The following is a 22,605-nucleotide window of genomic DNA, read 5'->3' as shown; positions in this document are numbered from 1 at the left end:
AACTTCAACCTTGGGAAGCCATGAATCACATCATTGCACGACGAATCTCTCAGGTACTGGCGATCGGGGTCATTGTCGCCTGCGCCACTGGCAGCGCTTTGCCCGGACCTCCACTAATGGCGCTGCAGACCACGCGGGCGTCGGCCGCCACCGACAACGAAGACCGTTTTGAAGTTGCCGCCGCAAACGTAGATAGAACGCGCGAAGAGCTTAAAGCACTTGAAGAAGATGGCGTGATTGAGGTCATGCCTGACGGTTTTGTGTTTGCGATTGACCCTGCGTTGTCGCCCGAGGTACTGCAATCGCAAGAGTTCGCAGACGTAATCGAAGCAGACGGTGCCCCTGCAGACGGGGCGGTTGCCGTGGCGGATATTCCCGGCACCCCTGAGACCGGGTCTCGACCAGATGCACCCGTCACGATTTTTCTCAATTTCGATGGCGCGTATTTCGAACGTCAACAGTGGAATCTGCTGAGCAACATCGAGCGTATCTGGTTCGAACCTGCCAGCATGGCCACCACAGAATTCCGATACCTGGTGTGGGCCCGTGTGGCAGAGGACTACGCACCCTTTAACGTCAATGTCACAACCACCCGACCAAGCGATGACGATCTATTCAAGACGTCAGTCACCGACGACCGATATGGCGCTCAGGCGGTCATCACAGACACGTACACCGACACATTCCCCCACGCGAAAGGCACTGGCGGCCTCGCCTTCCTTGGCGGCGCCGGTTCACGAATGCTTACAGGGGCGCTGGTATTTACCAAGGGTGCGATATACGGCGGTATGTCACGAGCCACCGCGGCAAAGAACGTTGCAGAGCTGGTATCTCATGAGATCGGTCACAACTTCGGCGTGATGCACGATGGTTTCAAGGAAGACGAGTACTACAGAGGTCGCGGTGGAGTCTGGGCACCAATCATGGGTTCCGCCTACCCACAGCCAATCACTCAATGGTCAAATGGCGAGTATGCGCACGCAACAAATCACGAGGATGACCTCGCACTCATCACGGACAGCACGGCCATTCGACGTGGCCTCATGGCGCTTGAGCTAGCGGATGGCACCCCGGTACTGGGCGGTGTGTGCAGGGACAAGCCACAAGACCCTTGGCCACCAAAGAGCGGACAAAAGCTTTATCTCCCGAATGCAAGCGTTCGCTGCGACGACACAGGCGAACGGGTCTTCCCTGTCTGGCATTACCTTGACCGGGCAGATTTCATCACTGACGAAGTGGGAAACAATGCGTCGACGGCGTGGCTCCTGGGTGACATCGCTGAACAAAAGGTGCAGAAGGGAGTCATCATTACCCGCGACGATGTCGATGTCTACAGGTTCGAGACTTCTGGTGGCACACTCACCGCGCTTGCCCAGGTCGCAGCGATTGGCCCCAACCTACACTCGAAGCTCGCACTCATCAATGCGTGTGGCCAGGTGCTAGCTGAAGGACATTCAGAGGACCTCAACTCAGACATCACCGTTGCCTTGCGAGCCGGAACCTATTTCCTGACAGTCGAGGGAATTGGCTATGGGGATCCTTCTCAAGTCACACGAGGGGCTGCGAACGCATACAGCGATTACGGGAGCATTGGCAACTACACCTTGATCGCACAGGTGACACACGAGGTGGATCCGGGGAGCGCGCCGCTGGAGTCTGCGTGCGTTGGATCGCCCTGAGTAACCCCGCTAGCGCTATAGGCGAACCTTCAACTCCTCAAGGTGCGAGCGACTCTCTCGCGCCGCAGTCTGGGCATCACGCTCGATAATTGCCTTGATCAACGCTTCGTGGGCCTCATTGTCTGGTTCAATCTCGTGGCCCCGGTCAGCGCTGCCAACCCCGCCTGCGCGCGGCAGCTCAAGCATCTCGACCATCGCGTCGCGCAGCCGGGGAGCGAAGCTGTCAAAGAGTTCCACAAGAACGGGGTTGTGCGAGGCAACAATCACGGCCCTATGGAACGCCGTGTCGGCAGCGACAAGGCTCACCACGTCTGGGAAGTCACGTTCGCGTTCGGCGAGGGCCGCACGCAAGTCATCGAGATCCGCGCCCGTGCGTCGTGCTGCGGCGAGCGCGGCGGCTTCGGTCTCGATCGCGATCCGCGCCTCAAGCACGGCAGCGATGTCTGCACGGCGTAGCACATCGGAAAGATCTTCCGACGCCTCGAACGCGGTGACAAAGACGCCGGCCCCTTGGCGAGAAGTGAGGATTCCGCGGCCAGCAAGCTGGCGGATCGCCTCGCGCACCGTGGATCGGCCGACGCCAAGTTCAGGGACCAGCGTCATTTCGCTCGGGAGTTTTGCACCGATTTCCCATTCGCCGCTCCGGATGCGTTCGAGGAGCAGCTCGGCTGCCTGATCAGCGAGCGAGACGCGCGTTACCTGTGCCATGCGTCCAGCATAACTTGTCAGCTTGTCCACCTGTCTACTTGTCTGAGGAGTTGTGATACGGTGTTCACATGATCCGCTTGAGTTTCCTTCTTCTTCGCCGCCACGGCGGGGCGTAGCCAAGACCGGCTCCCCGTCGTGGGGTTGAGCCATGGGCCGGTCTGGCGATCCGCGCACAAAGGACTCACAATGCACACCAACATATTCCCCACGATTTCCACCCCAGCGGGCCCGGTGCCGGCCGATGCACCGCGCTGGAACACCCAGCGCCAGTCACAGATGCCGTCATACCGGTACACCGATGCGTTCTCCCGCGTCGACGTTCCGCTCACTGAACGGGATTGGCCACGCCACACGCTCACCTCCGCCCCGCTCTGGGTGCCGGTCGACCTGCGCGATGGCAACCAGGCGCTGGCCGAGCCAATGGATCCCGCGCGCAAGCGTCGATTCTTCGAACTCATGGTCGCCATGGGCTACAAGGAGATCGAGGTCGGCTACCCATCGGCATCGAGAACAGATTTCGATTTCGTGCGGTTGATTGCCGATACCGGCATCGCTCCCCCGGACGTCACGATCGTCGTCTTCACGGCCGCCCGCCGGGACCTCATCGAGCGAACGGTGGCGTCGATTCAGGGGATCCGCAACAACGTCGTCATTCACCTGTACACCGCGACCGCCCCAACCTGGCGTGAGCACGTACTCGGCCACAGCCGCGAGAGTCTGCACGGGCTCATTCTCAACGGCGGTCGCGACGTGCTCGATCTCGCAGAAGATATGCCAAACGTGCGATTTGAATTCTCGCCGGAGGTGTTCAATCTCACCGAGCCCGGTTATGTACTCGACGTCTGTGATGCCATGACGGACCTGTGGGATGCGCGACCGGAGCGCCCGGTGATTCTCAATCTCCCGGCGACCGTCGAGATCGCGACGCCTAACGTCTATGCGGATCAGATCGAATACATGCACAAGCACCTCGCTCGTCGCGAGAGCGTGATCTTGTCGGTACATCCGCACAACGATCGCGGTACAGGAATTGCTTGTGCCGAGCTCGCCGTGCTCGCCGGCGCACAGCGGGTCGAGGGCTGCATCTTTGGCAACGGCGAGCGCACTGGCAATGTGGACCTCGCGGTGCTCGCGCTGAATTTGCACGCACAGGGTGTGGATCCGATGATCGATTTTTCTGACATTGACGAGGTACGCCGCACTGTTGAGTATTGCAATCAGTTGGAAGTGCACGCGCGACACCCATACGTTGGCTCACTCGTGCACACCGCTTTCAGCGGCACCCATCAGGACGCGATCAAGAAGGGTTTTAGCGAGCACCGAGCGCGCGCACAAGCACTCGGCACCTCAGAGCAGGAGACCGCATGGCGCGTTCCCTATCTCCCCATTGATCCCGCAGATATTGGGCGGAGCTACGATGCCGTGATCCGCGTGAATTCACAATCAGGCAAGGGCGGCATCGCGTATCTACTCGAGACCGAATACGGTGTCGCACTCTCGCGCGATGAACAGGTGCGACTGGCACTCGCGGTGCAGGCGTCTACCGAAGCATCCGGCGCCGAAGCAAGCGCGGCCGACATTTGGCGGATCTATCAGGAGGCATTCGCGCCCCCCGGTTCCGAAGCGAACTTCGCCGACGCCGAGAACCCAACGACGGTCACCGGCGCAGACTAGCGACCTCACGCGCGACGGTGTCGAGGAGGCCAGGTACGTCATATGCGAATCCAGTTTCCGCAGATCAACCTCTCACATAGCGCAGGAGGGGCTGGTTCCAGAACACGGAACCAGCCCCTCCTGCGCTTGCGGTTTTGGCGTTAGGCCGCGTAGACGACCTTGCCACCGATGACGGTGGTTTCGACCGTCAGGTCGCGGATCGTAGTCTGGTCAATTGCGAAGATGTCATCACTCAGGGCGATGAAGTCAGCAAGCTGACCATCCATGATTCGGCCGCGCTCGTGATCAGCATCAACCGCGTACGCCGAACCGTAGGTGTAGGCAACCACAGCTTCTTCGACAGTGACGCACTCGTGCTGACCAAACGGCTTGCCTCCGCTCGTCACTCGGTTCACGAGATCGTGAATCGATACGAATGGATTCGCGTCTGAAACGGGTGAGTCAGTTGATCCAGGCACCACCATGCCAGCGTCGAGGAACGAACGCATGCGGTAAGTACCCGCCGAACGTTCTTCACCAATCGCCTCGAGAATGCCATCGTCGAAGTCAGAGATGAATACGCCCTGCGGTACGGGAATGAGCCCGAGCTCCGCACCGCGAGCGACCTGTTCGTCGGTCGCGATCGCGAAGTGCTCGATGCGGTGACGCACCTCACGCGGCACTGCTGCCTGGGCTTCAGCCACAGCATCAAGCACGTTGTCGATCGCACGGTCGCCGATCGCGTGGGTCGCGACCGTCCAACCTGCGCGGTGATACGCGAGGATCGCGTCGTGCAGTTCCTCAGGCGTTACCTGCAGTACGCCGTAGTTGTCAGGTTCGCCACAGTAGCACTCGTGCACAGCCGCGGAACGACCAATGAGAGAGCCATCAGACACGATCTTGACGGGACCGATGCGCAGACGATCATCGCCGAGTCCGGTGCGGATCCCCCAGTCGAACGACTTCATGCCTTCAGGAGCCTCGGGGATCGAGTGCAGCGCGGTGTGGAACGGCATGACCGTCATGCGCGGCAAAATCGTGTCATTCGCCACGGCCCGGAGATAGTGATCCATCTCAATAGTGCCGGCGCCAATCGCGCCATCGATTGCGACGCCGGGCTCGGTGATACTCGTCAAGCCATAGCGCACGGCTTGCTCGCTCGCGAGACGGAGCGCTTCAGCGACCACCTCGGGGTCACGAGAGGCTGCAGCACCGGCCGAACGCACGGGGTCCATTGCAGTTTCCTGCAGCAGTCCTTCGGGAAGGCCATCCGCGTCACGGAAGACTCGTCCACCGGGAATCTCAGGGTAGTTCTCGCGACCGGGGTATCCTGCACGCTCGAACGCGGCAGTGTTTGCGACGATCATGTGGCCAGATACGTGCTCGAGCAGCACCGGACGACCACCGGCAACTCGGTCGAGGCCCTCAGCAGTGGGATGCTCCCCACCCAGGAAGTTCTGGTCGTACCCACTCGCAAAGACCCAACCATCAGCGGGGGTCTCGGCCGCACGCTCCGCGATCCGCTCGTACAGTTCTGCGAGTGAAGAAATCGCGGTAGGTCGCACGTTGACATTGAGCAGTCGGCGACCGGTCAGACCGAGGTGATGGTGCGCGTCGTGCAGACCAGGAATGACGCGTTTGCCTTCCAAGTCGATCCGCACGTCAGATACAAGCTCCGACACGTCTCCCACGCATACGAGTCGACCGTGCAGCACACCGAGTTCGGTGACCTCTGGGCGATCCGCGTCACCGGTCCAGATTCGTCCGTTTTCATAAATCGCATCTACGCGCATGTTGATGTCCTTTCAGTGTGGCGGAGGGGTTACCGGGCAGCAGGCTGCGCTGGGTGGGTTGCTTTGGCGTCGTCTGCATCAGCCGCGGCTCCGACGCGGGCCTGGTAGCGAGCAAGCGACCGGGTCGCGCCCCAGATGCCGATGATCGTGAGCACCGAAATGCCAATGTAGAACGCTGCGACTCCCCACGGACCGGAGGCGGTGAGAATGGCCTGGGCGATGACGGGAGTTGCGCCACCGATGAGCACTGCACAGAGGCCGTTCGCCAGCGCGACGCCGGTGTATCGAACGTTCGGTGGGAACATCGACGAGAGGAAGCCGGCGAGCATTGCGTAGTATGCCGCGCCACCCATCATGAGGATGAACATCGTGATGACGAGGAACACCATGTTTCCGCTGAGGATCGCGAAGAAGTAGGGAATCGTGATGGCAATCGAAAGTAGAACGCCGTAGTACATGACGCGGTCACGGCCGATCTTGGTCGCGATGAGCGACGAGATGGGCTGCCAGATGAACTGGCCGACGGCCATAATAAAGACGAGCAGCAGAATTGTCTGGCGATCGCCCTGAAGCTCGTTTGTCCACCACGAAACCAGGAAGGTGTTCTGGAAGAACGCCGCCGAGATACCGAGTGCGCTGGCGAAGATACCGAAGATGACGATCCCAGGCATCTCGCGGAATACTTCGAACAGCGGCACCTTCACAACCTGCTTCTGCTGTTGGGTCTTCGTGAAGTCTTCCGATTCTTCCACGCGTGAGCGGATCACGAGCGCGACCACGAGGAGCGCAGCTGAGAGCAGGAACGGCACGCGCCAGCCCCAGCTCATGAACGCTTCGTCAGGCAGATTTCCAACGAGCAGGAAGACGAGCGTTGCGAGGATCGAGCCAGCGGGCGACCCCTGCTGTACCCACATGCCTGCACCAGTTCGCTTGCCACCTTCAGCGCTCTCGGTCGCCATAACCGTTGCGCCCGCCCATTCGCCACCTACAGCGAGGCCCTGCATTGCGCGCAGGAGAATAAGCAGGATCGGCGCGAGCATTCCGACCTGCGCGTAGGTGGGCAGCAGGCCAATCGCGGTCGTGCCAATACCCATCAAGAACAGGGTGGTCACCAGGACCTTCTTACGCCCAATCTTGTCGCCCAAGTGGCCGAAGAGAATTCCGCCGATGGGACGCGCGAGGAAGCCAACCCAGAAGGTGGCAAAGCTCGCGAGCACGCCGATGGCTGGGTCAGCTACCGGGAAGAACACCGGCCCAAATACCAGTGCGGCTGCGGTGCCAAAGATGAAGAAGTCGTACCACTCAATTGCGGTGCCAACGAACGCTCCCACGACGGCTCTGCGTCGCCGCTGATCGGCGGTAATCTCGGTTTTCCCCATGTTTCCCTCCATTGGGTGTCTTGCGCTGGCGACGTCGCCAGTGTTCCAGACTAGAATTCCTGCTACACCCCATACTGTCTACGACCATTAACGCATGGTCTCTATACCGAATTGTGATAGTTATGCTGCACTTGCGACGCCTGACCTATTTCTTGGCAGTCATTGATCATGGCACCCTCATGGCTGCTGCAGATGCACTGCATGTGGCGCAGCCAGCATTGAGTCGCCAGATTCGCACGCTTGAAGATGAGCTCGGGCTTGCGCTCTTCAACCGCGAGCGTGGCCGCCTCCAGCCAACCCCTTCGGCACATCGCCTGGAGACGATCGCCCGCACCCTGCTCGACCAGGCAAGTCTTGCGGAACGCGCCACCAAGAGCCTTCGCGCGGGCCACCTAGAACAGCTCGTGTGTTCCAGTGCTCGCGCCACCGCAGACAGCTTGCTCGCCCCATTCATTGAGTCCCTCGAGGCAGATGACCCGATCTTCCTCTGCAGAGAAGTCGACCACGCGGAAGTTGAGAGCGCGCTATTCAAGGGGGCGGATCTGGCGGTCTCGCCCGCACCGCCATCCAGCCAAGTGGCGTCGCTCCCCCTCGGCTCGTTCCCGGTGATCGCCGCCGCGCACCCAGATCACCCGATTGCCAAGGGAAACCCCGGCTCGATCCGCATCTCGGATCTCACCAAGGAACTTCTCATCTTGCCGCCAAGCACGAGCATGAGCAGACAAGAGCTTGACCGGGCCTATCGCCGGGACGGCATCTCACTCGGCAACCATACTGTCGAAGCCTCAGATATGACCGCGCTGGCGCTCGCTACTTCGGGGCGCGGCGTGGTCATCACCACCTCGGTGCTCGACGCCCCACTCTGGGTTGCGCCGGTCACCACAGCCGATGGCGCCGAACTACGCATCACACTGTATGCCTGCTGGCAACGTGAACACTATGCGGCCGATCAGCTCGCGGGCCTCGCCACCCGACTCGCGCACTTCATGCGAAACTACATCCTTCCCTGGCATAACAAAAGCGCATAGTGGGTCGACCTTTCTGGTCGTTGTTGTCATAGTTCTGTCGGTCTAAGCTCCTGATCGATGGCACGAATCTGTGCCCACTGATCGACTGGAAGGACAAGGATGTCGACTCACGAGGGCCATGTTGGCTTGGCGATTGCTCGCTCACTCGAACTGCACGGGGTAGATCGGGTCTTCACCGTTCCCGGTGAAAGCTACCTCGCAGTACTCGACGGACTCCGCGACACAGGAATTCGCAACGTCGTCTGCCGCCAGGAAGGTGGCGCCGCATACATGGCCGACGCCTACGGCCGCGCAACAAGCTCGGTTGGCGTTGCAATGGTGACGCGCGGACCGGGCGCAGCTAATGCGTTTGTCGCGGTGCACACTGCATGGCAGGATGCGTCTCCGCTCGTACTATTCGTCGGCCTGGTTCCCGTACCTGACCGTGACCGCGAAGCGTTCCAGGAATTTGATCCGCGCGCCTGGTTTGGTAGCCAGGCCAAGCGGGTGCTGATTCTGGACAACGCGGATCGCGCAAGCGAAGTCGTCGCAGAGGCATTCCACGCGGCCCGGAGCGGCCGTCCAGGCCCCGTCATCGTCGGCCTGCCGGAGGACGTCGTCGCAAGCGGTTTCGCTGGCGGGCTCGTTGAGCCGTACGCCACAGCAACCGGAGCAATCGCACCCGAACACATCGCCGAGCTCCAAGCGAGCATCGCTGGCGCCGAGCGACCGCTGCTGTTCCTCGCAGGCGAAGGCTGGACTGACGCGTCGGCGACCGCCGTACGAACCTTTGCTGAGCGGCATGAGCTGCCCGTCATCAACGATTGGCATGGCACCTGGCGCATCCCCACGACCTCGCCGGCGTGCATCGGCCAGAGCGCCTTCGGCACAGCTCCCCACGCGACCAAGGCGCTCGAAGAGGCAGACCTCATCGTGTGCTTCGGTGGCACGCTCACCGATACGCCAACCGACTCGTTCCGCATCACCCGCGCGGCCGGCTCACAGACGATCGTCATCAGCGGTGACGCGGCGCTGCGCGGTCACATGGGACGTGTCAACCGCCACTACCTCGCAACCCCAGAGGTCCTGCCCGCGGCACTTGCAGGTATCTCGGCGCTCGGCATCGCCGCATCTGAGTCGCGCACGGCTTGGTCCGCTTCGCTCCGCACCGCCTACCTCGCAAGCCGCGAAGTACAGGCCCCCGCTGCACCCGATGGCTACGCAAGCATGACCCGCGTGATCTCACAGGTCGCTGCGCAGTTCGCCGACCCCATCGTGACCATGGGCGCTGGCAACCACGGCGCATGGGGTGCACTCGTACATACGACGAGCCCCCAGTCGGAGCTCGGTCCCCGCAATGGCTCCATGGGCTACTCGATTCCCGCGGCGACCGCGGCGGCGCTCGCCCGCCCGAACCGCAACGTCCTCGCGCTCGCGGGTGATGGCGAGTTCCTCATGAACGGCCAGGAGCTTGCTACCGCGGTCCAGGAGGGTGCCGCGTTCCTCGCTGTCGTGATGGACAACCAGCAGTTTGGCACGATCCGCGTCCATCAGGAACGCGAATATCCCGGCCGCGTCTCCGGTACGCAGGTGACGAGCCCAGACTTCGCTGGTCTTGCGGCAGCGTACGGCGCACACGCCGAAGACATCTCGGCTGACGACCAGATCTCGGGCGCTGTGACCCGTGCGATCGCTGCTGTCGAGGCTGGCCGCGTTGCCCTGCTGCACGTGCACGTCGACCCTGCGGTATTGCTCCCCGAGTAAGCTGGCAACTTCCCTCGCCTGATACATGAACGGCTCCCCTCTTTCGAGAGGGGAGCCGTTCTCTGTGTTCGAACCGCAGCTGCTGCTGCAGCCCTGACTGGTGGCCGTGCGGCGCTGTGCCTTCTGAACGGCCTGAAACGCGAGCCCTGCCAGATACACATGGCGGCCCCACGCAGCTGGCAGATTCGAGCGCCGAGGATTCCACTTCACCCTCATCCTAGGTCGTGAAAACCGGGGCACGGGGCGAGTGCGGTTGACCTCGTGCTCATACCCGGAGGCGCCGGCTCCCGCAAAGTGCACTCTCTTCACGGACGGACGTGCTGAGGCGCCTCGCCAGCGCAGGCCGCCGCACAATTGGGACGTATGCTCCCAACTAGAAAACCCCCGGAACTTCAATGAAGTTCCGGGGGTTAGCAGTCGGGATGACAGGATTTGAACCTGCGACCCCGTCTCTTAAAACCCCTGGTCACGAATAGTTTCGAGACCATGCGAATAGCAACGGTTCCCTGGTGTTATCTAGGGAATTGGCGCTACGCCACTTCCGAGTGTACCCGGTCATTTCTGACTCGTCACGGTTGATTGGCATGGGTTTCCCGTGGCCCACATCGCTTGGGCCGACGCAGGTTTCTCCGTGTCTACGCCACCTGCTGCGCGGCTAAATTTTGAAGGATCGCGACCGGGTCGAGGTCCACTGACTTGCACATCGCTTCGAAATGGGGGCCGTCTGCAGCATGGATGAACTTCAACGTAGCGGCTAGTTCCGCCTCAATCGAAGGAAAGTCGAGCGCTGACGAAGGCCGGGGTTCTTCTCGATGGGATTGACTATGGAGGAACTTGACGACGCGCTCCTTCAACGCTCCATCAATAGACGCGTTCGCTGCGACAGCGTTGACCTTCTCCTGGAAATTGATTTTGTCCGGGGCGCGAAAGGAGAGGAAACCCTCAAGAAGTCGCCGAGCCGCATTTCCGACCAACGGTAGATACTCTTGCGAAGTTCCCACAGATGTTTCTGCCACGTGAAAGAACAAGAAGTGGTATTCACTAGGGTGTTGCACCAGGCTTCGAGGAAGTTCTCGCACCTCTCCATGTCGCGAGTTCGCATCCTGCGAGACTGCGCGAACCTCCAAGAATGAGACTTCGGGCATTTGCTTCTCAGTAGCGTCGTTCATGCGAATGCGTTTTTGAGAGCTCCCCCAACGGTTCTTTAAATCGATGAGGTTCAACCTGAAGTATTCGTAGTCATGGGTAAGAAATATAGTTTGAATGAACTGTTCTGTACGCTCGCGGGCGAATGCGAATGCAGCGAATAGTGACTCTTTGTCGAGGCTCGTTACTGGGTCGTCAATCACCACGATGGCCTGCTCGGGATCGACGTCTTCTTCCTCAAGCGAGCGCAAGAAGTAGGTAAAGGCAATAGCGTTTCGCTCGCCTTCGCTCAGATGAGTAGCCACGGTCCCGGAGCGCGTCACAACATAGCCAGTTCCGTCCGGCGTGACCGAGACCCTCAAGTGTGCATGACCGAAATGTTCTCGAAGATCCACGTCGATAAGGTTCGCCATCTGCCCGACGTCTTGCAGTTCTTGTTGAGCCGCAAGCCGTTTTGCATCCACCTCAACAGTTCGCTGCTGAAGCCTCGACAGTGCCCTTTGGGCTAGCTCCAGGCGCCGTGCAGCAGATCGGTATTCGGCACCCTTCTGAGCGCCAAAATGCAGCTCAACGGATGCACGCGCCCCTTTTATGCGCGCGGCTTGCGACCCGCAAGCCGCATTATTCTCAGTCAGAACTTGGTTGAGCCCGGCAACATCCACTACAGCGAATGACTCTGTGAGGAGGTCTGCATCCGGCCTCACACGGAGAGGATCGGCTTGCCGTCTCTGAATGGCGGAAATCGCTTTACCAATCTCAATCTGGAGAGCCTCGACATCCTTCCTCACATCAGCCATCGCATCCTTAGCGCGCTCCTGGAAGTCCGGCAGAAACTCGCTTTCACTGGGGATACTCTGGAGCCAAGTATCTAGAGCATCACGCTGACGCTCAAAGTATGCGATTGCTTTTCCAAGTCGTTCTCGTAGAGAGTCGAGAGCCGCACTGAAATGCCGCCGGTATGCCGCGAGAACATCGGAGTTGACAATACCGTTCTGGCAGAACTCGCAAAGATCACCTTCGCTATGAAATGCCAATCCATCTTCGACCCAAGTCGAGAGATCAGCATTCTCGGTCAACCGAGGTAAAGGCACTGATTCCACGTGCGCGCTAAGGAGTTCATCGTTGACCGTCAGATGCAGGTTCGACGCTATTTGTTCGGGCGCAGGAGATAGGTCGACCTGACCCAACAGGGCGGCTGTTGCCGCGTTCAACTCTGAAGCGAGTTCCTCTTTCGATAGGGCAGCTGCGCTCTGATCATCGAGCAGTTTTCTCACCTGAGTGACTTGGAACCTGGTTGGATTGTAATACGCTGCGTCCGCTGGCGCGAGAGCTGAGATGATCTCAGCTTTGGTTTCTTTCTCAAGCGTCTCGCGATCACGTTCGATACGCTTCACAGCTTCACGAATAGAGGTTTCTCGTGCTTCAAGCACAGCCAAATATGCCTGATGCTCTTTCAGTTCGGCTTCGGCCTTAATGTTGTCAATGCCGAGCTGCACAATCGGTGATGCGTGACCATCACCGCTAAGGAAAAGCCGCAAAGACTCCTGAACGTAAAAGCGATTGTAGACAAACAGCCGAAACGGTGCGCTACCGGGCTCAAGGCGTATCCCTGAAGACGAACCATTCGCAATGATTCGGGCTTGAAGAGTGGCACTGTCAGCGCGTCCGGAACCCTCCGCGAGCCTGAGAGCTTCTGACAGACTCGTCTTTCCCGTGCCGTTTCGGCCGTAGATCACCGTTCGCTTACCTAGCCTGCAGGGTGAGGCTCCGTCGAATGGGGTTTTGCTCAGGCCGCGAAAGGCCACGTCGCTGGTGAAGCTCTGGAGCATAGTCATTTCTCCGTCTGGTGACGTGACACCGCAGAGGAGCCCGAGGCGTGCGCTTGGATACTTCCGCGCATGGTCACAACACCGACATCAGAATTCTGGCCGTCGAAGACAGCGCATGAGTCACGTCCGACCACATATCCAGCCAAATCAACGAAGGCACCAGTCAACAACATGACACAAGAATACCGAGGCGATAACGACCTAACCCCTTCGTCAGCACAAGATTCGGGCTCGCGGCGGCCGCAGTCCACAACTCGCCCCCAGACACACTCAGAAGTTGCAACACGCGATACCCACGGGCGTAGTAAGTGGCCGCCCCGTTGCTCGTCACCGTTGTCGTACCTTCCCGACACACTATCCGTGTATCAGGAGGGCGACATGGCCGATAGGACGCTTGAGAGCGTAACCGATGAGCGAACCGCGCGTGCGGTGATCACGTCAGTAACCGAGACCGGCGATTTTCAGACCAACACGGTGCTCCGGCTCGCTGGGAACGGTCTCGATACACTCCGGTTTGCCCTGAGCAACGAGTTGATCGTCGGGATGCAGCGCGCCGACTTGCACCTGTGGCGGCGGCGATTCGATGTCGCCGACCCCGTGCAGGTATTTGAAGGAATCGAGCAAAGTGAACTACTCGGGCAACATATTCTGATCCCCGGTGATCCTCATTGGCCTGCTGCGCTTGATCCTCTCGATCACCGCACGCCGCTCGCGCTGTGGACGCAGGGAGACACGAGTTTGCTCGCAGACTCGTTGGCGAGCCGCGCCGCGCTTATTGGCACCCCCAATCCATCTCAATATGGACTGCAGATGGCCACAGCACTGGCAGCTGATCTCGCCGCAGATGGGCGCACTATCGTTTCGTTCCCCGATGACGGCATCGCTGAGGCCGCAATCACTTCCGCACTCAAGCAAAACGACCGCGTGATTCTCGTCATGCCCGATCCGATCAATCAATCACAGATCGAAAACTACGACTGGCTGGAACAGGCGGCAGCGACCGGCCTGCTCGTCACGGATCGCCCGCCGAGCGACATGCGACATGCCAGCGCGTTGACCGCGAATGGCCTCCTTGCTGCGCTCTCCGGCATGACGACCGTTGTTGAGGAACAAGCCGGCTGGGACTACCGCTGGACTGGTGCCCCGTTCCATGCGGCAGCCTATGGCAGACCTGTCGGCGCAGTACCGGGGCGTGCAACCGATGTTGCTAGCCACGGCACCAACGCGCTCATCCGCGAGGGCCGCGCAACCCTCGTGCAAAGCCACACCGACATCACCGAACTTTTAGATGCACCACCGCGTGGTCTTCTCACGGCGACACTTGCGCAGAATACCCTGCGACACACCGTTACTCGCGAGCACAGTCTCACCAGATAGTTCAGGCTCCGAGTGGTGGTAATAGACGTTGAACAACGATAGCCAGCTTGCGTTCGATCTTGACGAACTCGTGCGTGAGGATCTCCGCGCGAACCCACCCGAGTGGCACGGCGCGCCGCTCCACTTCACCACCGACTACTACCCGCCGGGCGAGCTACAGGCCGCATTTGAGCAATGGCAGCTTCTCAATGGCCGTTTCGGGTCGATCCCGCATAGCCATATGTGGCACACCGGCTACGGCTGGCTCAATGGTGGTACCGAGTACGGCGATCACCGCCTCGTCATGTTCTCAGCTGACCTGCGCCCCGAGCCGAAGTGCGAGGGGCCGGGCGACCTCATGTATCTCGCGGTCTGCGAACCATGCGGATGGCATCAGGTCAGCGACTCAGAAGACGATAGCGTCGAGGGGTGGCACAATCACGCGATCCCGAACTGGCGTGAGCTGCCTGTGGTGCCCGCGCAGATTCGGGTGCGCGATGGCAGTGGCTTGACCAAGTTGGGTCGCAAATGGATCGAAGCGCACTACCCAGCCGAGATGCAAGTATCTGGTGCGCCGATCATCACCGAGCGCGCACGATACGCGACTCGACACGTCGCCGGATACTCGCCCTGGGGCGGCTATGACCTTTCATCGACCGCGCTCAACAGACCAACGACTATCCGAACCGATGTGCAACCCCTGCGCTCTACGCTCGCCACGGCAGGTATGGAGTCTCCGCGATCAGCCCAGGCTCCCAACAGGATCACTCGGTAATGCTCGCATTACTCATCGTCACGCGGCGGCAGGAGCCGGTCGAGCGCATCGCGCGTGAGAGCGCCAGTGCCCATCGCTTCTGCTGGGCTGGTTTCATCTGGCAGCGAGGTGTTCGGGGTAAGCCACCACTCGAGCGCCGCCCAATGCCCGTCATCATTGACGTTCCCGCCGTCGAGCAGACGCCGGTTGGCGAGGACTACCAATTCAGGCACAACGCCCGTCGCTGGATCAAACTGGAACGCGGGGTATGCTCGGCGAGCGTTCCACATTACTGAGAGCAGCGCCCCGTTCTTGCGGTAGTAGTTCACTCTCGACCTGCGCGGTTTCCCTTCCGGCACAGCGCTCAACGCATCAGCTGCCTCACCCGAACCGAACATTTCGATCGCTCTGAGCATCGCCAACCGTGCAGCACGCTGCTGATCCCGCCGATAATCCTCAGCCATGATCCGATGCGCTTGCCAGCCTACGGGGAAACCCATGTTCGCCTCTGCCTGCGGACGCGCAGCGAGGAAACCTGTGAGTAGTGTGCGGAGTCGGTCTCGATAGCGGACGGGTGCTTCGATCACAGCGAGCAGATGGGTGAGGATCACGAACGTGCCGTAGATGCGGCGCACCATCGGGGGTGTGTACTCGTCACCGCGCGGGACTTCGAGAAGCAGATGTTGTAGTTCCGGCATACCGGAGGGCACGGCGATAGTCGCGTTGATGTTGCGGTTCCAGATGCGGGCGTGGTGCGCACAGATGTTGCGCACCTGGCGCAGGTGCTCCATCCAGTTTGATAGCACCGACGGGTCACCCTGCCCGGTGCTGTCGATCACATCCCACTCAGCCGCGAGGAGTTCACGCTCGGCCGAGTCCAGACCATCGAGCAGCCGGGTGAGTCTGCCGAATGACATTGTTTCGGTTGCCACCCAGATCGGCAGAGGTTCGCCATAGTTCTCGCGGAAGTGCGCCGCGAACGCCTCAGTCGAGACCTGCTCGGTCTGGCGCTGCCGGTCGACCCATTCGTGGTGGTCTGATTCTTCCCAGCGGCAGTCGCCATCACAGCCGGGCAACTTGCACACCCGATCGCGCAACTTCGTGAATCCGGAGTTGAAGTGGGAGTCGTCAAGGTGCGCGAACGGGCCGTTCCTGCCGAGCGGATGTCCAAGTTCAAACCGCAATGCGACCTCGATCTGAGCGATCGCTTCGAGCAGGGCAGCGCGCAGTTGCTCGTCGAAGGCATAGAGGTCGAGCACATCGCTGAGTCGCGTATTCGGAAGGAACTCGGATGCCCGCTTTTCTCCCGGCCCGGCAGGCACTCGGTCGGGATGCCAGTAGCCCGACAGCCGGTAGTACCCGATGCGCCGCAGCGCGTTCCGCGCGTCATCACGGCTCCCGATTTTCATGCCGCGCTGCTTGATCTGGTCGATCTGCTGTTCGACTGTGAGAAAGGGTTTCTCGTAGGTGCTGTCTGCCATGACCCTGCCTAGAAAAAGAACTGGCCGCCTATCCTTGTCGGAACTAGCGGCCAGCCGTGGTGTCTACAGTCTAGCCCACTTCACGCCCACCTGGTGGGCGATTCTGCCCACGCTCACAGCTTCTACTGGGATGCAGCGAACGTTCCAGCAGTACCGGCCTCCAGCTCACCAACTACTGCGCTTTCAAGATTTCGGGCGTATAGTAGGAGCACACGGCAAACAAGCCCCGCCTGGGGTACGACGGAGCAGCTTTAGCTGCGAAGTGCTTTTACACGAATCTGACCGCCGGTAGATCTGTAAAGGACTTCGTCATGCTCGCTCTCATCTGGCATCTCAGCAGCTTCGCGAATGATCTGTTGCAGCGGTACGCTCCGACGAACCGGCTGATCTGGTTCCTGCGCCGCCGTGAGAACCTTCGCTACGGCGTCCTGGCGATGCTGTTCTCGGTTCCCTACCTGTTGATCGCACGCGGCGCTCTCGCTCTGATCGGGGTGGGGGCTCCCGAGTGGCTGTATCTCGTGTTCATTCTCTGCATCTGGAACGCGATCAAGTTCCTCGTGTGGGGGCCGATCAGCCTCCTTTTCCTCACCAAAGCGAGATTCCGCGAAGCAGAGCGATTCAACGCTTCTCCAACTCGACAGCCCTCCCAGGATCAAAGAACTGGGTAACCTCGCTTTGTGCGCGGTTCATTGCTCCTGCTGGTCTGAGTCGACCGACGCGGCATCCGTTTCGGGAGGCTCGGCTTCCTGTATCCCGAGCAGGCCCCAGGGAACAGGCGAAGTGAGATCAGCGTCACTTGAAACCTGCATCTGCTCTGGTGCCCACACCCGGAAGAATGCTTGCGCAGGGGGCCGGAGCTCATAGAGTTTCACTCCTGGTTCGAGCGGCGGCTCAGGCTGCAGTTCGGTGATGTCCATGTCTGGGTGGCGCAATCGTATTTCAGGGGTAGGGATCTCCGCGCCACCGATTGAGAGAGTTTGGGCGGGTATTTGAATTTGAGAGGGTGGCAGCCCGTTTTCGGTCGTGACCTTTATCGGCCCTTGATTCCAATAGGTGATCTTGCCCTCCCAGGCCAGACGTGCGACTCTCAACGCCATGCGATCGTCGTTCGTGAAGGGCTCGCTACTTGTTTTGAACCTTCTGTTCGCGATTTGCTCGATCAGAACAATGTCTCTTGTCGTTTCAAAGAGAACTTGCTGCTGGAATAGCTCTTCCTCGGAGGCCTCTGGAACTCGCAGAGTCACCCAGTTTTGGTCTCCAACCTGGAGGGTTAACGTCTTGGCTTGGAACATCTTCAGTTTGAATTCATGGGCGGAGAGTTTGAGTGAATGAGTGTGATCTAGGAACTGAAGTTCCATCGACCGAATCGACCGAATCTCGCCTGAATCGGCTTCAAAGACCAAACGACAGAGGACGCTTTCAGCGATGAGGGCTTCCCAGGTCATCAAGTCTTCGCCATTTTCTCGCCTTATGACCGCCGCGTCGCTGGACTCTATGTTGCGATCGTCGTCACGCAGGAGGACTGTTACTCGGTTTGCTATCTCAAGCCTGAGCATCTCAGTCACCGAGATTGATTTCCAGTCTTCTCCCATTTCGACCGAAGTCATGAGATTTGGCATCGGGGCCCCTACAGGAGCCATGAACACCTCCGCTTCCTCGACGATCTCGGTAGTGTCGACCGTAACCTTTTGAGACCAGAGTTCATCAGCAAGGTTGAGTATGTTTGCGGCTTTCAGATGCTCGATCAGGCGAAGTGTCCTTACCACCCGCACGGCTGCACCGCAGAACACGAGCACTGCGGCTGCGTATCGTTCGTCAAGATCGAAAGCAAGCGCCTCGGCTTTGGGGCCTTGAGCATCGGCATGGACAAGGTCTGCGTATACCCACGCGGCAGCGAGTTGTGTATCGGAGACATGCTTGGTTGCTTCCGAACCATCATGACGTGAGCGCTGCACTGAGTATCCCTGTACTTGGGTTCCCTGAAGCTCGGCGGCCTCCCAAGAAGCTCTCAACGCTTGGCATTCAGATAGAACCTCTGCACTTGGGTCGCACTGCTCCAACACTCGTTCCAGAGCTCCAAGCACCTTGGCGTAATAGATTGGTTCAGATTTCAGCGTCAGCGGTCTGATCCTCGCGACCAAGGATTCGAACTCTTCTTCGTTATCTGGGAGTGGCCGCCTGATAGTTGCCGCTCCATCAAAGCCAAGCGTGACTTTGAACGTGCCCTTTGCATAACCCAACAAGGTCTTTTCGTCTTGCACGAGAGAATGAGCTTCTACCCGACGTGCGCGGATCACGAAACGCGCGAGCACGGTCAGGTCGTCCAGTTGAGCAGCCACCTACACATCCTCGCATCTTCCGCTGTCGGTGGCCCATCGCTATCGCGTCGGGCCGCGATGCTCGCGCCCGGCTGTCGGCCTCGGCACTTCAGACTGGACAGTTAGGTGAACGATCTGCTGGGCACGAATCAGGGCCGCCCCAGCGCGTTCGTAGTCGATGCGTTGCCCGATACTCTCCGGCTCGACTCCAAGCGGCTGCGCCTCCCTGGGGTCGATGCCATGCCGGTCGCGGTATGCGGCGACGGTCATCAGCCCTGATCGCCAGCGCGCCCGATCCTGCTCATTCTTCGGCGGGGCACCAGCAGCGGTCACCCACTGCTCGCCGCGTTCGAGGGCGGTGTCGAGGATCGCGGCGGCGCGCGCTTCGATGAGTTCCCGCCGCTCCTCGAGCGCGGCACGCATATCGGCGCTCATCTCTCCGACCGCTTCGGGCAGTAGTCCTACGATGAACCGAGCGCGCGGCAGCGCACCACCAACGCCGAGCCGAGTTACGGCTTGTTCGAGTCGGTAGTGCAGCACGGAGGCTATATCGTCGGCGTCCGCGAAGCCACGCGCCCACACAAGCCTCGGCATGATCGTATCGACCGGATGCCCGCTGGCCTCTGCGCGTCGGAGCTCAGCGACGAGCGCCCCGAACGTCTCCGCACTCACCGCCTCGTCTACCTGCGCGTAGGTCAGCCCGGATGCAGCAAGCAACCGCGCCCACCTGTCCTGTTGCGCGGCGACAGCGATCGTCTCGTATTCGGCGGCAAGCTGCGCGATCCCGCCCCACCGTTCCTGCTCCGCAGTAATCGTCTCGTGTGCCGAGAGTTCAGCCCCGACATGCTGAAGCACGCCCTGGAGCACGGTGCGGGCGGTCACATCGGGGTTCTCGCCGGGCTGCGGCACGCTGTGCGCGGGATCGAGCCGATCGGTGGCGACATAGGCTCGGTTCGAGTAGCGGCCGCGCGTCATGGAGACGTAGAGCACTTCCCTGGTCGTGGTGGCTTCGACGAGCGTGTGTGCGGTGTCGACGGTAACGCCCTGGGCACGGTGCGCGGTCACCGCGTAGCCGAGGTCGACGTGCTCGGCAACGTATGCGGCGGGCAACAAGATCCCGCCCCCGCGCCGCATGGTGGGTGGCCGCACGAAGACCGAACCGTCATCGCGCACGTTCGTCACCACCCAACGTTCACCGTTGCGCACCCATCCATGTGCCGAGCGCAGGCGGCGGTCGTTCTTCCTCGTGATGATCGTGTCTCCCACACTCACGCGGCTGCCGTCGCCCAGTTCGATCTCGCGTTCGGCGGCGACGAAGCCGTGGGCGATGAGGTCGCGGCGTGCCCGCTGGTTCAGTTCGGTGACGTTCTCGACGGTTTCTGCGATCAGGATCGTTCCTCGCCCGGCCTGCCGGTCTTCCCACCAGGCCCGGTACGCGGCCTCGGCCATCTCGTCAATGGTGCCGCCCCGGATCTTGCCGTGCTCCATATAGGTGTCGATCACTGGTGCGCGGCCGTGGCGCAACTCGAGCGAGGCGCGCTTCTCCCAGTCGTGTTGCAGCCGCCACACCTCCGTCAACTCCGGCGTGCCCTCAGCGCGGTCGTTCACGATCAGGGAGAACGCGCCGCCCACGCCGACCGACTGCAACTGTGCCGGGTCTCCAACGAGCAGCACTTTCGCTCCGACCCGCTCAGCCTCACGGGTGATGAGATCGAGCGAGTGCGTGCCCGCAAGCGACGCCTCATCAAGAATCACCAGCTGACCGCGTGTGAAGGTCTGCCCGGTGCGCTCGAACACTTCTCGCCATTTCGCGGTGTTGTCGGTCGGGATACCGAGTTCGTCAGCGAGCACGCCTGCCGCGACTGCTGACGGGGCAAGCCCCACCACTGACCCCTCACCGTGCTTCCATTCCCAGGCACGACGCAAAGCGCCCAGCGTCGTAGTCTTCCCAGTACCTGCAGGCCCCACGAGAACATCGACGGTGCGGCCTGAGACCGCGATCCGGGCGAGCGCGTCGCGCTGGTCGGGGCCGAGCGTGCGCCCCTCATCATCGGGTTCACTCGCGAACCGCTCGATCGTGTCGAGCGCGAGCCTGGGGCCGGCCATGCCCCGTGCTCTCGCGGTCAGCCGATCCTCCGCCGCAAGCAACGCCGTCGATGAGAACAGTGTCGAGTGCTTCGGCCGGAATCTTGTGGAGCCGTCAGCGCGCTGAAACTCGACGGGAGTGACGGCAAGCTCGGGCGGAGTGAGCGTCAGGGATGCGTGCTCGGCGGCATCCGCGATCATGCCGACGATGACCTCGCGATCCTCGGTTGACGCGAACCTGAGCCACATCGACTGCCGGGCGGCTTCGGCCATGAGGTTCCAGCGTCGCCAGGTCGAACGCTTCTCACCCACCGTCTCAATCACTTGCTGCCCGAGGGCCGCGATCATGTCGAGCGGAACATCATCGGCGCGCAACAACCGTAGACCTGAGCTTCTGGGGTCGTGTTGCCACGCAACACGGATCGCCCACGCCGCCGCATCTTCGCCGAGGATCACTGTTGCACGATCCCGCCACTCGCTCGTGAGATCATCAAGCGAGCGCACGTCTTTCTCGGGGCGTGTTGCGAGCGTGGCCTCCTGCAACAGCTTGATGACCTGAGCCGACGACGGCCTGCGACCGTGACGTGCCACGAACTCTACGATGAGGCGTTCTTTCTCGACTTCAATATCGCGTGCGCGCCTCGAGAACGCTTTGATCAGTTCCTCCGGCACATCACTGATCACCCACGACTGATTCCGGCCAGCAGCTTGCTCGCGTGACTCCCACGAGACCCCGAACAGCCGAGTGAGTGAGTCAGCGAAGATCGCCTCATGCAACTCGCTCAGCGCGACCGTTGCCGCGTGCAGAGGTCGCCCGTCAAGCGCGAGCCAACGCCCGGTCTGGGCGTGCTGCACCTTGTTCGACACCACCACATGCGTATGCAAGTAGGGGTCGTGCAACCTGGAGTCGTAGTGGTCATACGCGGCTGCAACAACCCCAGCAACATCGAGTTGCAGCACCGCACCGTCAGGGCCCCGCGCACCACCCCGTGTTGCAGCGACCTCGCGCTCCATGAACTGCAACACATCACTGATCGCGGCATGGTGCGCCTCCCAAATGAGTTGTTGCGTGCCCCCATCAGCCACCGCCCACAACACCGACGCTGACTTCGGGATCGAGAACGTGAAGTCGAAGCCCGCGACCGCTTTACGGCTCTTCTTCGCCGCTTCCTCCGCCTCAATCACCGTGACCGCTTCGGCCCGCTGCGATGGCGTGAGTTCAGGATCGAGCGCGGCAATGCGAGCGGCAACGCGCTCATCGAGCGTCTGGAACTGGCTATAAGGTCGCCCCAGCGCGTCACCAGATACCGGATCTCGCCCCATCCCGATGAGCAGTTGGAGCTGCGCCTCGGTCACCGTATCACCGGCAACTATCTGACCATCCGCGAGGCCGCTCAGACCCGAACCGAGCCACCTGCCAGGCGGGGTTCCATCTTCGCTGTAATAGCGCGTCAACGGGGTCGACATGGCTCTATCGCCGTCGCCATAGGCGACCGACTTCAGGAGGTACTTGTACCCGTCACCCGCCGTCATACGACGCATCGAAACCGTCATCAGAGGCCACCTTTCACGCTCGAAAGGTGGCCTCCACTGCCCCGCGTTACGCGGTCAAATCAGAGTCGGCTCGCGGCACTTCAGCCATGTTTGCAAGAT

14 protein-coding genes are annotated in these 22,605 nt (G+C 60.8%); 7 read left to right on the top strand and 7 right to left on the bottom strand.

Annotated elements, in window-relative coordinates; genetic code table 11:
* Positions 1 to 20: 20 nt before the first annotated feature.
* Positions 21 to 1,679 (top strand): zinc-dependent metalloprotease family protein, encoded by a 1,659-nt coding sequence (locus tag ICL81_RS01450; RefSeq protein WP_188033203.1) that lies wholly within the window; start codon positions 21 to 23, stop codon positions 1,677 to 1,679.
* Positions 1,680 to 1,694: 15 nt separating this feature from the next.
* On the opposite strand, the gene ICL81_RS01445 is transcribed toward ICL81_RS01450, so the two are convergent.
* The gene (locus ICL81_RS01445) at positions 1,695 to 2,387 is read right to left on the bottom strand and encodes a FadR/GntR family transcriptional regulator (RefSeq protein WP_188033202.1); all 693 of its coding nucleotides are present in this window, start codon (positions 2,385 to 2,387) and stop codon (positions 1,695 to 1,697) included.
* Positions 2,388 to 2,573: 186 nt separating this feature from the next.
* On the opposite strand from ICL81_RS01445, the gene ICL81_RS01440 reads away from it, so the two are divergent.
* Positions 2,574 to 4,061 (top strand): 2-isopropylmalate synthase, encoded by a 1,488-nt coding sequence (locus ICL81_RS01440; RefSeq protein ID WP_188033201.1) that lies wholly within the window; start codon positions 2,574 to 2,576, stop codon positions 4,059 to 4,061.
* 140 nt (positions 4,062 to 4,201) lie between these two features.
* Here ICL81_RS01440 and ICL81_RS01435 read toward each other — a convergent pair whose 3' ends face one another.
* The gene (locus ICL81_RS01435; protein WP_188033200.1) at positions 4,202 to 5,833 is read right to left on the bottom strand and encodes an amidohydrolase; all 1,632 of its coding nucleotides are present in this window, start codon (positions 5,831 to 5,833) and stop codon (positions 4,202 to 4,204) included.
* A gap of 29 nt (positions 5,834 to 5,862) precedes the next feature.
* Positions 5,863 to 7,212, bottom strand: a complete 1,350-nt coding sequence (locus ICL81_RS01430) for an MFS transporter (RefSeq protein WP_188033199.1) — start codon at positions 7,210 to 7,212, stop codon at positions 5,863 to 5,865.
* 122 nt (positions 7,213 to 7,334) lie between these two features.
* Between ICL81_RS01430 and ICL81_RS01425 the strand changes: the two genes are divergently transcribed.
* Both ICL81_RS01425 and ICL81_RS01420 read left to right on the top strand, forming a co-directional pair.
* Complete coding sequence (locus tag ICL81_RS01425; RefSeq protein ID WP_188033198.1) at positions 7,335 to 8,240, top strand: LysR family transcriptional regulator; 906 nt, start codon at positions 7,335 to 7,337, stop codon at positions 8,238 to 8,240.
* A gap of 99 nt (positions 8,241 to 8,339) precedes the next feature.
* Positions 8,340 to 9,983, top strand: coding sequence for a thiamine pyrophosphate-binding protein (locus tag ICL81_RS01420; RefSeq protein WP_188033197.1), 1,644 nt, complete (start codon positions 8,340 to 8,342; stop codon positions 9,981 to 9,983).
* A 635-nt stretch (positions 9,984 to 10,618) separates the two neighbouring features.
* On the opposite strand, the gene ICL81_RS01415 is transcribed toward ICL81_RS01420, so the two are convergent.
* Positions 10,619 to 12,964, bottom strand: coding sequence for an AAA family ATPase (locus ICL81_RS01415; protein ID WP_188033196.1), 2,346 nt, complete (start codon positions 12,962 to 12,964; stop codon positions 10,619 to 10,621).
* A gap of 372 nt (positions 12,965 to 13,336) precedes the next feature.
* Here ICL81_RS01415 and ICL81_RS01410 point away from each other — a divergent pair, with 372 nt between their 5' ends.
* Both ICL81_RS01410 and ICL81_RS01405 read left to right on the top strand, forming a co-directional pair.
* Positions 13,337 to 14,335 (top strand): DNA-processing protein DprA, encoded by a 999-nt coding sequence (locus tag ICL81_RS01410; RefSeq protein ID WP_188033195.1) that lies wholly within the window; start codon positions 13,337 to 13,339, stop codon positions 14,333 to 14,335.
* Positions 14,336 to 14,363: 28 nt separating this feature from the next.
* Positions 14,364 to 15,089, top strand: coding sequence for a DUF6349 family protein (locus ICL81_RS01405; protein ID WP_188033194.1), 726 nt, complete (start codon positions 14,364 to 14,366; stop codon positions 15,087 to 15,089).
* Between the two features lie 8 nt (positions 15,090 to 15,097).
* Here ICL81_RS01405 and ICL81_RS01400 read toward each other — a convergent pair whose 3' ends face one another.
* Positions 15,098 to 16,549, bottom strand: a complete 1,452-nt coding sequence (locus ICL81_RS01400; protein WP_188033193.1) for an Abi family protein — start codon at positions 16,547 to 16,549, stop codon at positions 15,098 to 15,100.
* A 311-nt stretch (positions 16,550 to 16,860) separates the two neighbouring features.
* On the opposite strand from ICL81_RS01400, the gene ICL81_RS01395 reads away from it, so the two are divergent.
* On the top strand, positions 16,861 to 17,217 hold the full coding sequence (locus tag ICL81_RS01395; RefSeq protein WP_124974161.1) for a sulfate permease: 357 nt from the start codon (positions 16,861 to 16,863) through the stop codon (positions 17,215 to 17,217).
* A gap of 18 nt (positions 17,218 to 17,235) precedes the next feature.
* Here ICL81_RS01395 and ICL81_RS01390 read toward each other — a convergent pair whose 3' ends face one another.
* Both ICL81_RS01390 and mobF read right to left on the bottom strand, forming a co-directional pair.
* Positions 17,236 to 18,888, bottom strand: a complete 1,653-nt coding sequence (locus tag ICL81_RS01390) for a hypothetical protein (RefSeq protein WP_188033192.1) — start codon at positions 18,886 to 18,888, stop codon at positions 17,236 to 17,238.
* Between the two features lie 39 nt (positions 18,889 to 18,927).
* On the bottom strand, positions 18,928 to 22,506 hold the full coding sequence (mobF, locus tag ICL81_RS01385) for a MobF family relaxase (protein WP_188033191.1): 3,579 nt from the start codon (positions 22,504 to 22,506) through the stop codon (positions 18,928 to 18,930).
* Between the last annotated feature and the right edge of the window lie 99 nt (positions 22,507 to 22,605).

It is taken from the genome of Leucobacter sp. cx-328, assembly GCF_014530035.1.
Lineage (GTDB): Bacteria > Actinomycetota > Actinomycetes > Actinomycetales > Microbacteriaceae > Leucobacter.
The sequence above is the reverse complement of the archived record's forward strand: the minus strand, read 5'-3'. Positions and strand labels throughout refer to the sequence as shown.

Excerpts from the sequence above, each read along its gene's own strand:
- ICL81_RS01395 (WP_124974161.1), top strand. The coding sequence starts at position 16,861 with ATGCTCGCTCTCATCTGGCATCTCAGCAGCTTCGCGAATGATCTGTTG.
- ICL81_RS01450 (WP_188033203.1), top strand. The coding sequence starts at position 21 with ATGAATCACATCATTGCACGACGAATCTCTCAGGTACTGGCGATCGGG.
- ICL81_RS01400 (WP_188033193.1), bottom strand. The coding sequence starts at position 16,549 with ATGGCAGACAGCACCTACGAGAAACCCTTTCTCACAGTCGAACAGCAG.
- ICL81_RS01435 (WP_188033200.1), bottom strand. The coding sequence starts at position 5,833 with ATGCGCGTAGATGCGATTTATGAAAACGGACGAATCTGGACCGGTGAC.
- ICL81_RS01425 (WP_188033198.1), top strand. The coding sequence starts at position 7,335 with ATGCTGCACTTGCGACGCCTGACCTATTTCTTGGCAGTCATTGATCAT.
- ICL81_RS01440 (WP_188033201.1), top strand. The coding sequence starts at position 2,574 with ATGCACACCAACATATTCCCCACGATTTCCACCCCAGCGGGCCCGGTG.
- ICL81_RS01430 (WP_188033199.1), bottom strand. The coding sequence starts at position 7,212 with ATGGGGAAAACCGAGATTACCGCCGATCAGCGGCGACGCAGAGCCGTC.
- ICL81_RS01420 (WP_188033197.1), top strand. The coding sequence starts at position 8,340 with ATGTCGACTCACGAGGGCCATGTTGGCTTGGCGATTGCTCGCTCACTC.
- mobF (WP_188033191.1), bottom strand. The coding sequence starts at position 22,506 with ATGACGGTTTCGATGCGTCGTATGACGGCGGGTGACGGGTACAAGTAC.
- ICL81_RS01445 (WP_188033202.1), bottom strand. The coding sequence starts at position 2,387 with ATGGCACAGGTAACGCGCGTCTCGCTCGCTGATCAGGCAGCCGAGCTG.
- ICL81_RS01410 (WP_188033195.1), top strand. The coding sequence starts at position 13,337 with ATGGCCGATAGGACGCTTGAGAGCGTAACCGATGAGCGAACCGCGCGT.
- ICL81_RS01415 (WP_188033196.1), bottom strand. The coding sequence starts at position 12,964 with ATGACTATGCTCCAGAGCTTCACCAGCGACGTGGCCTTTCGCGGCCTG.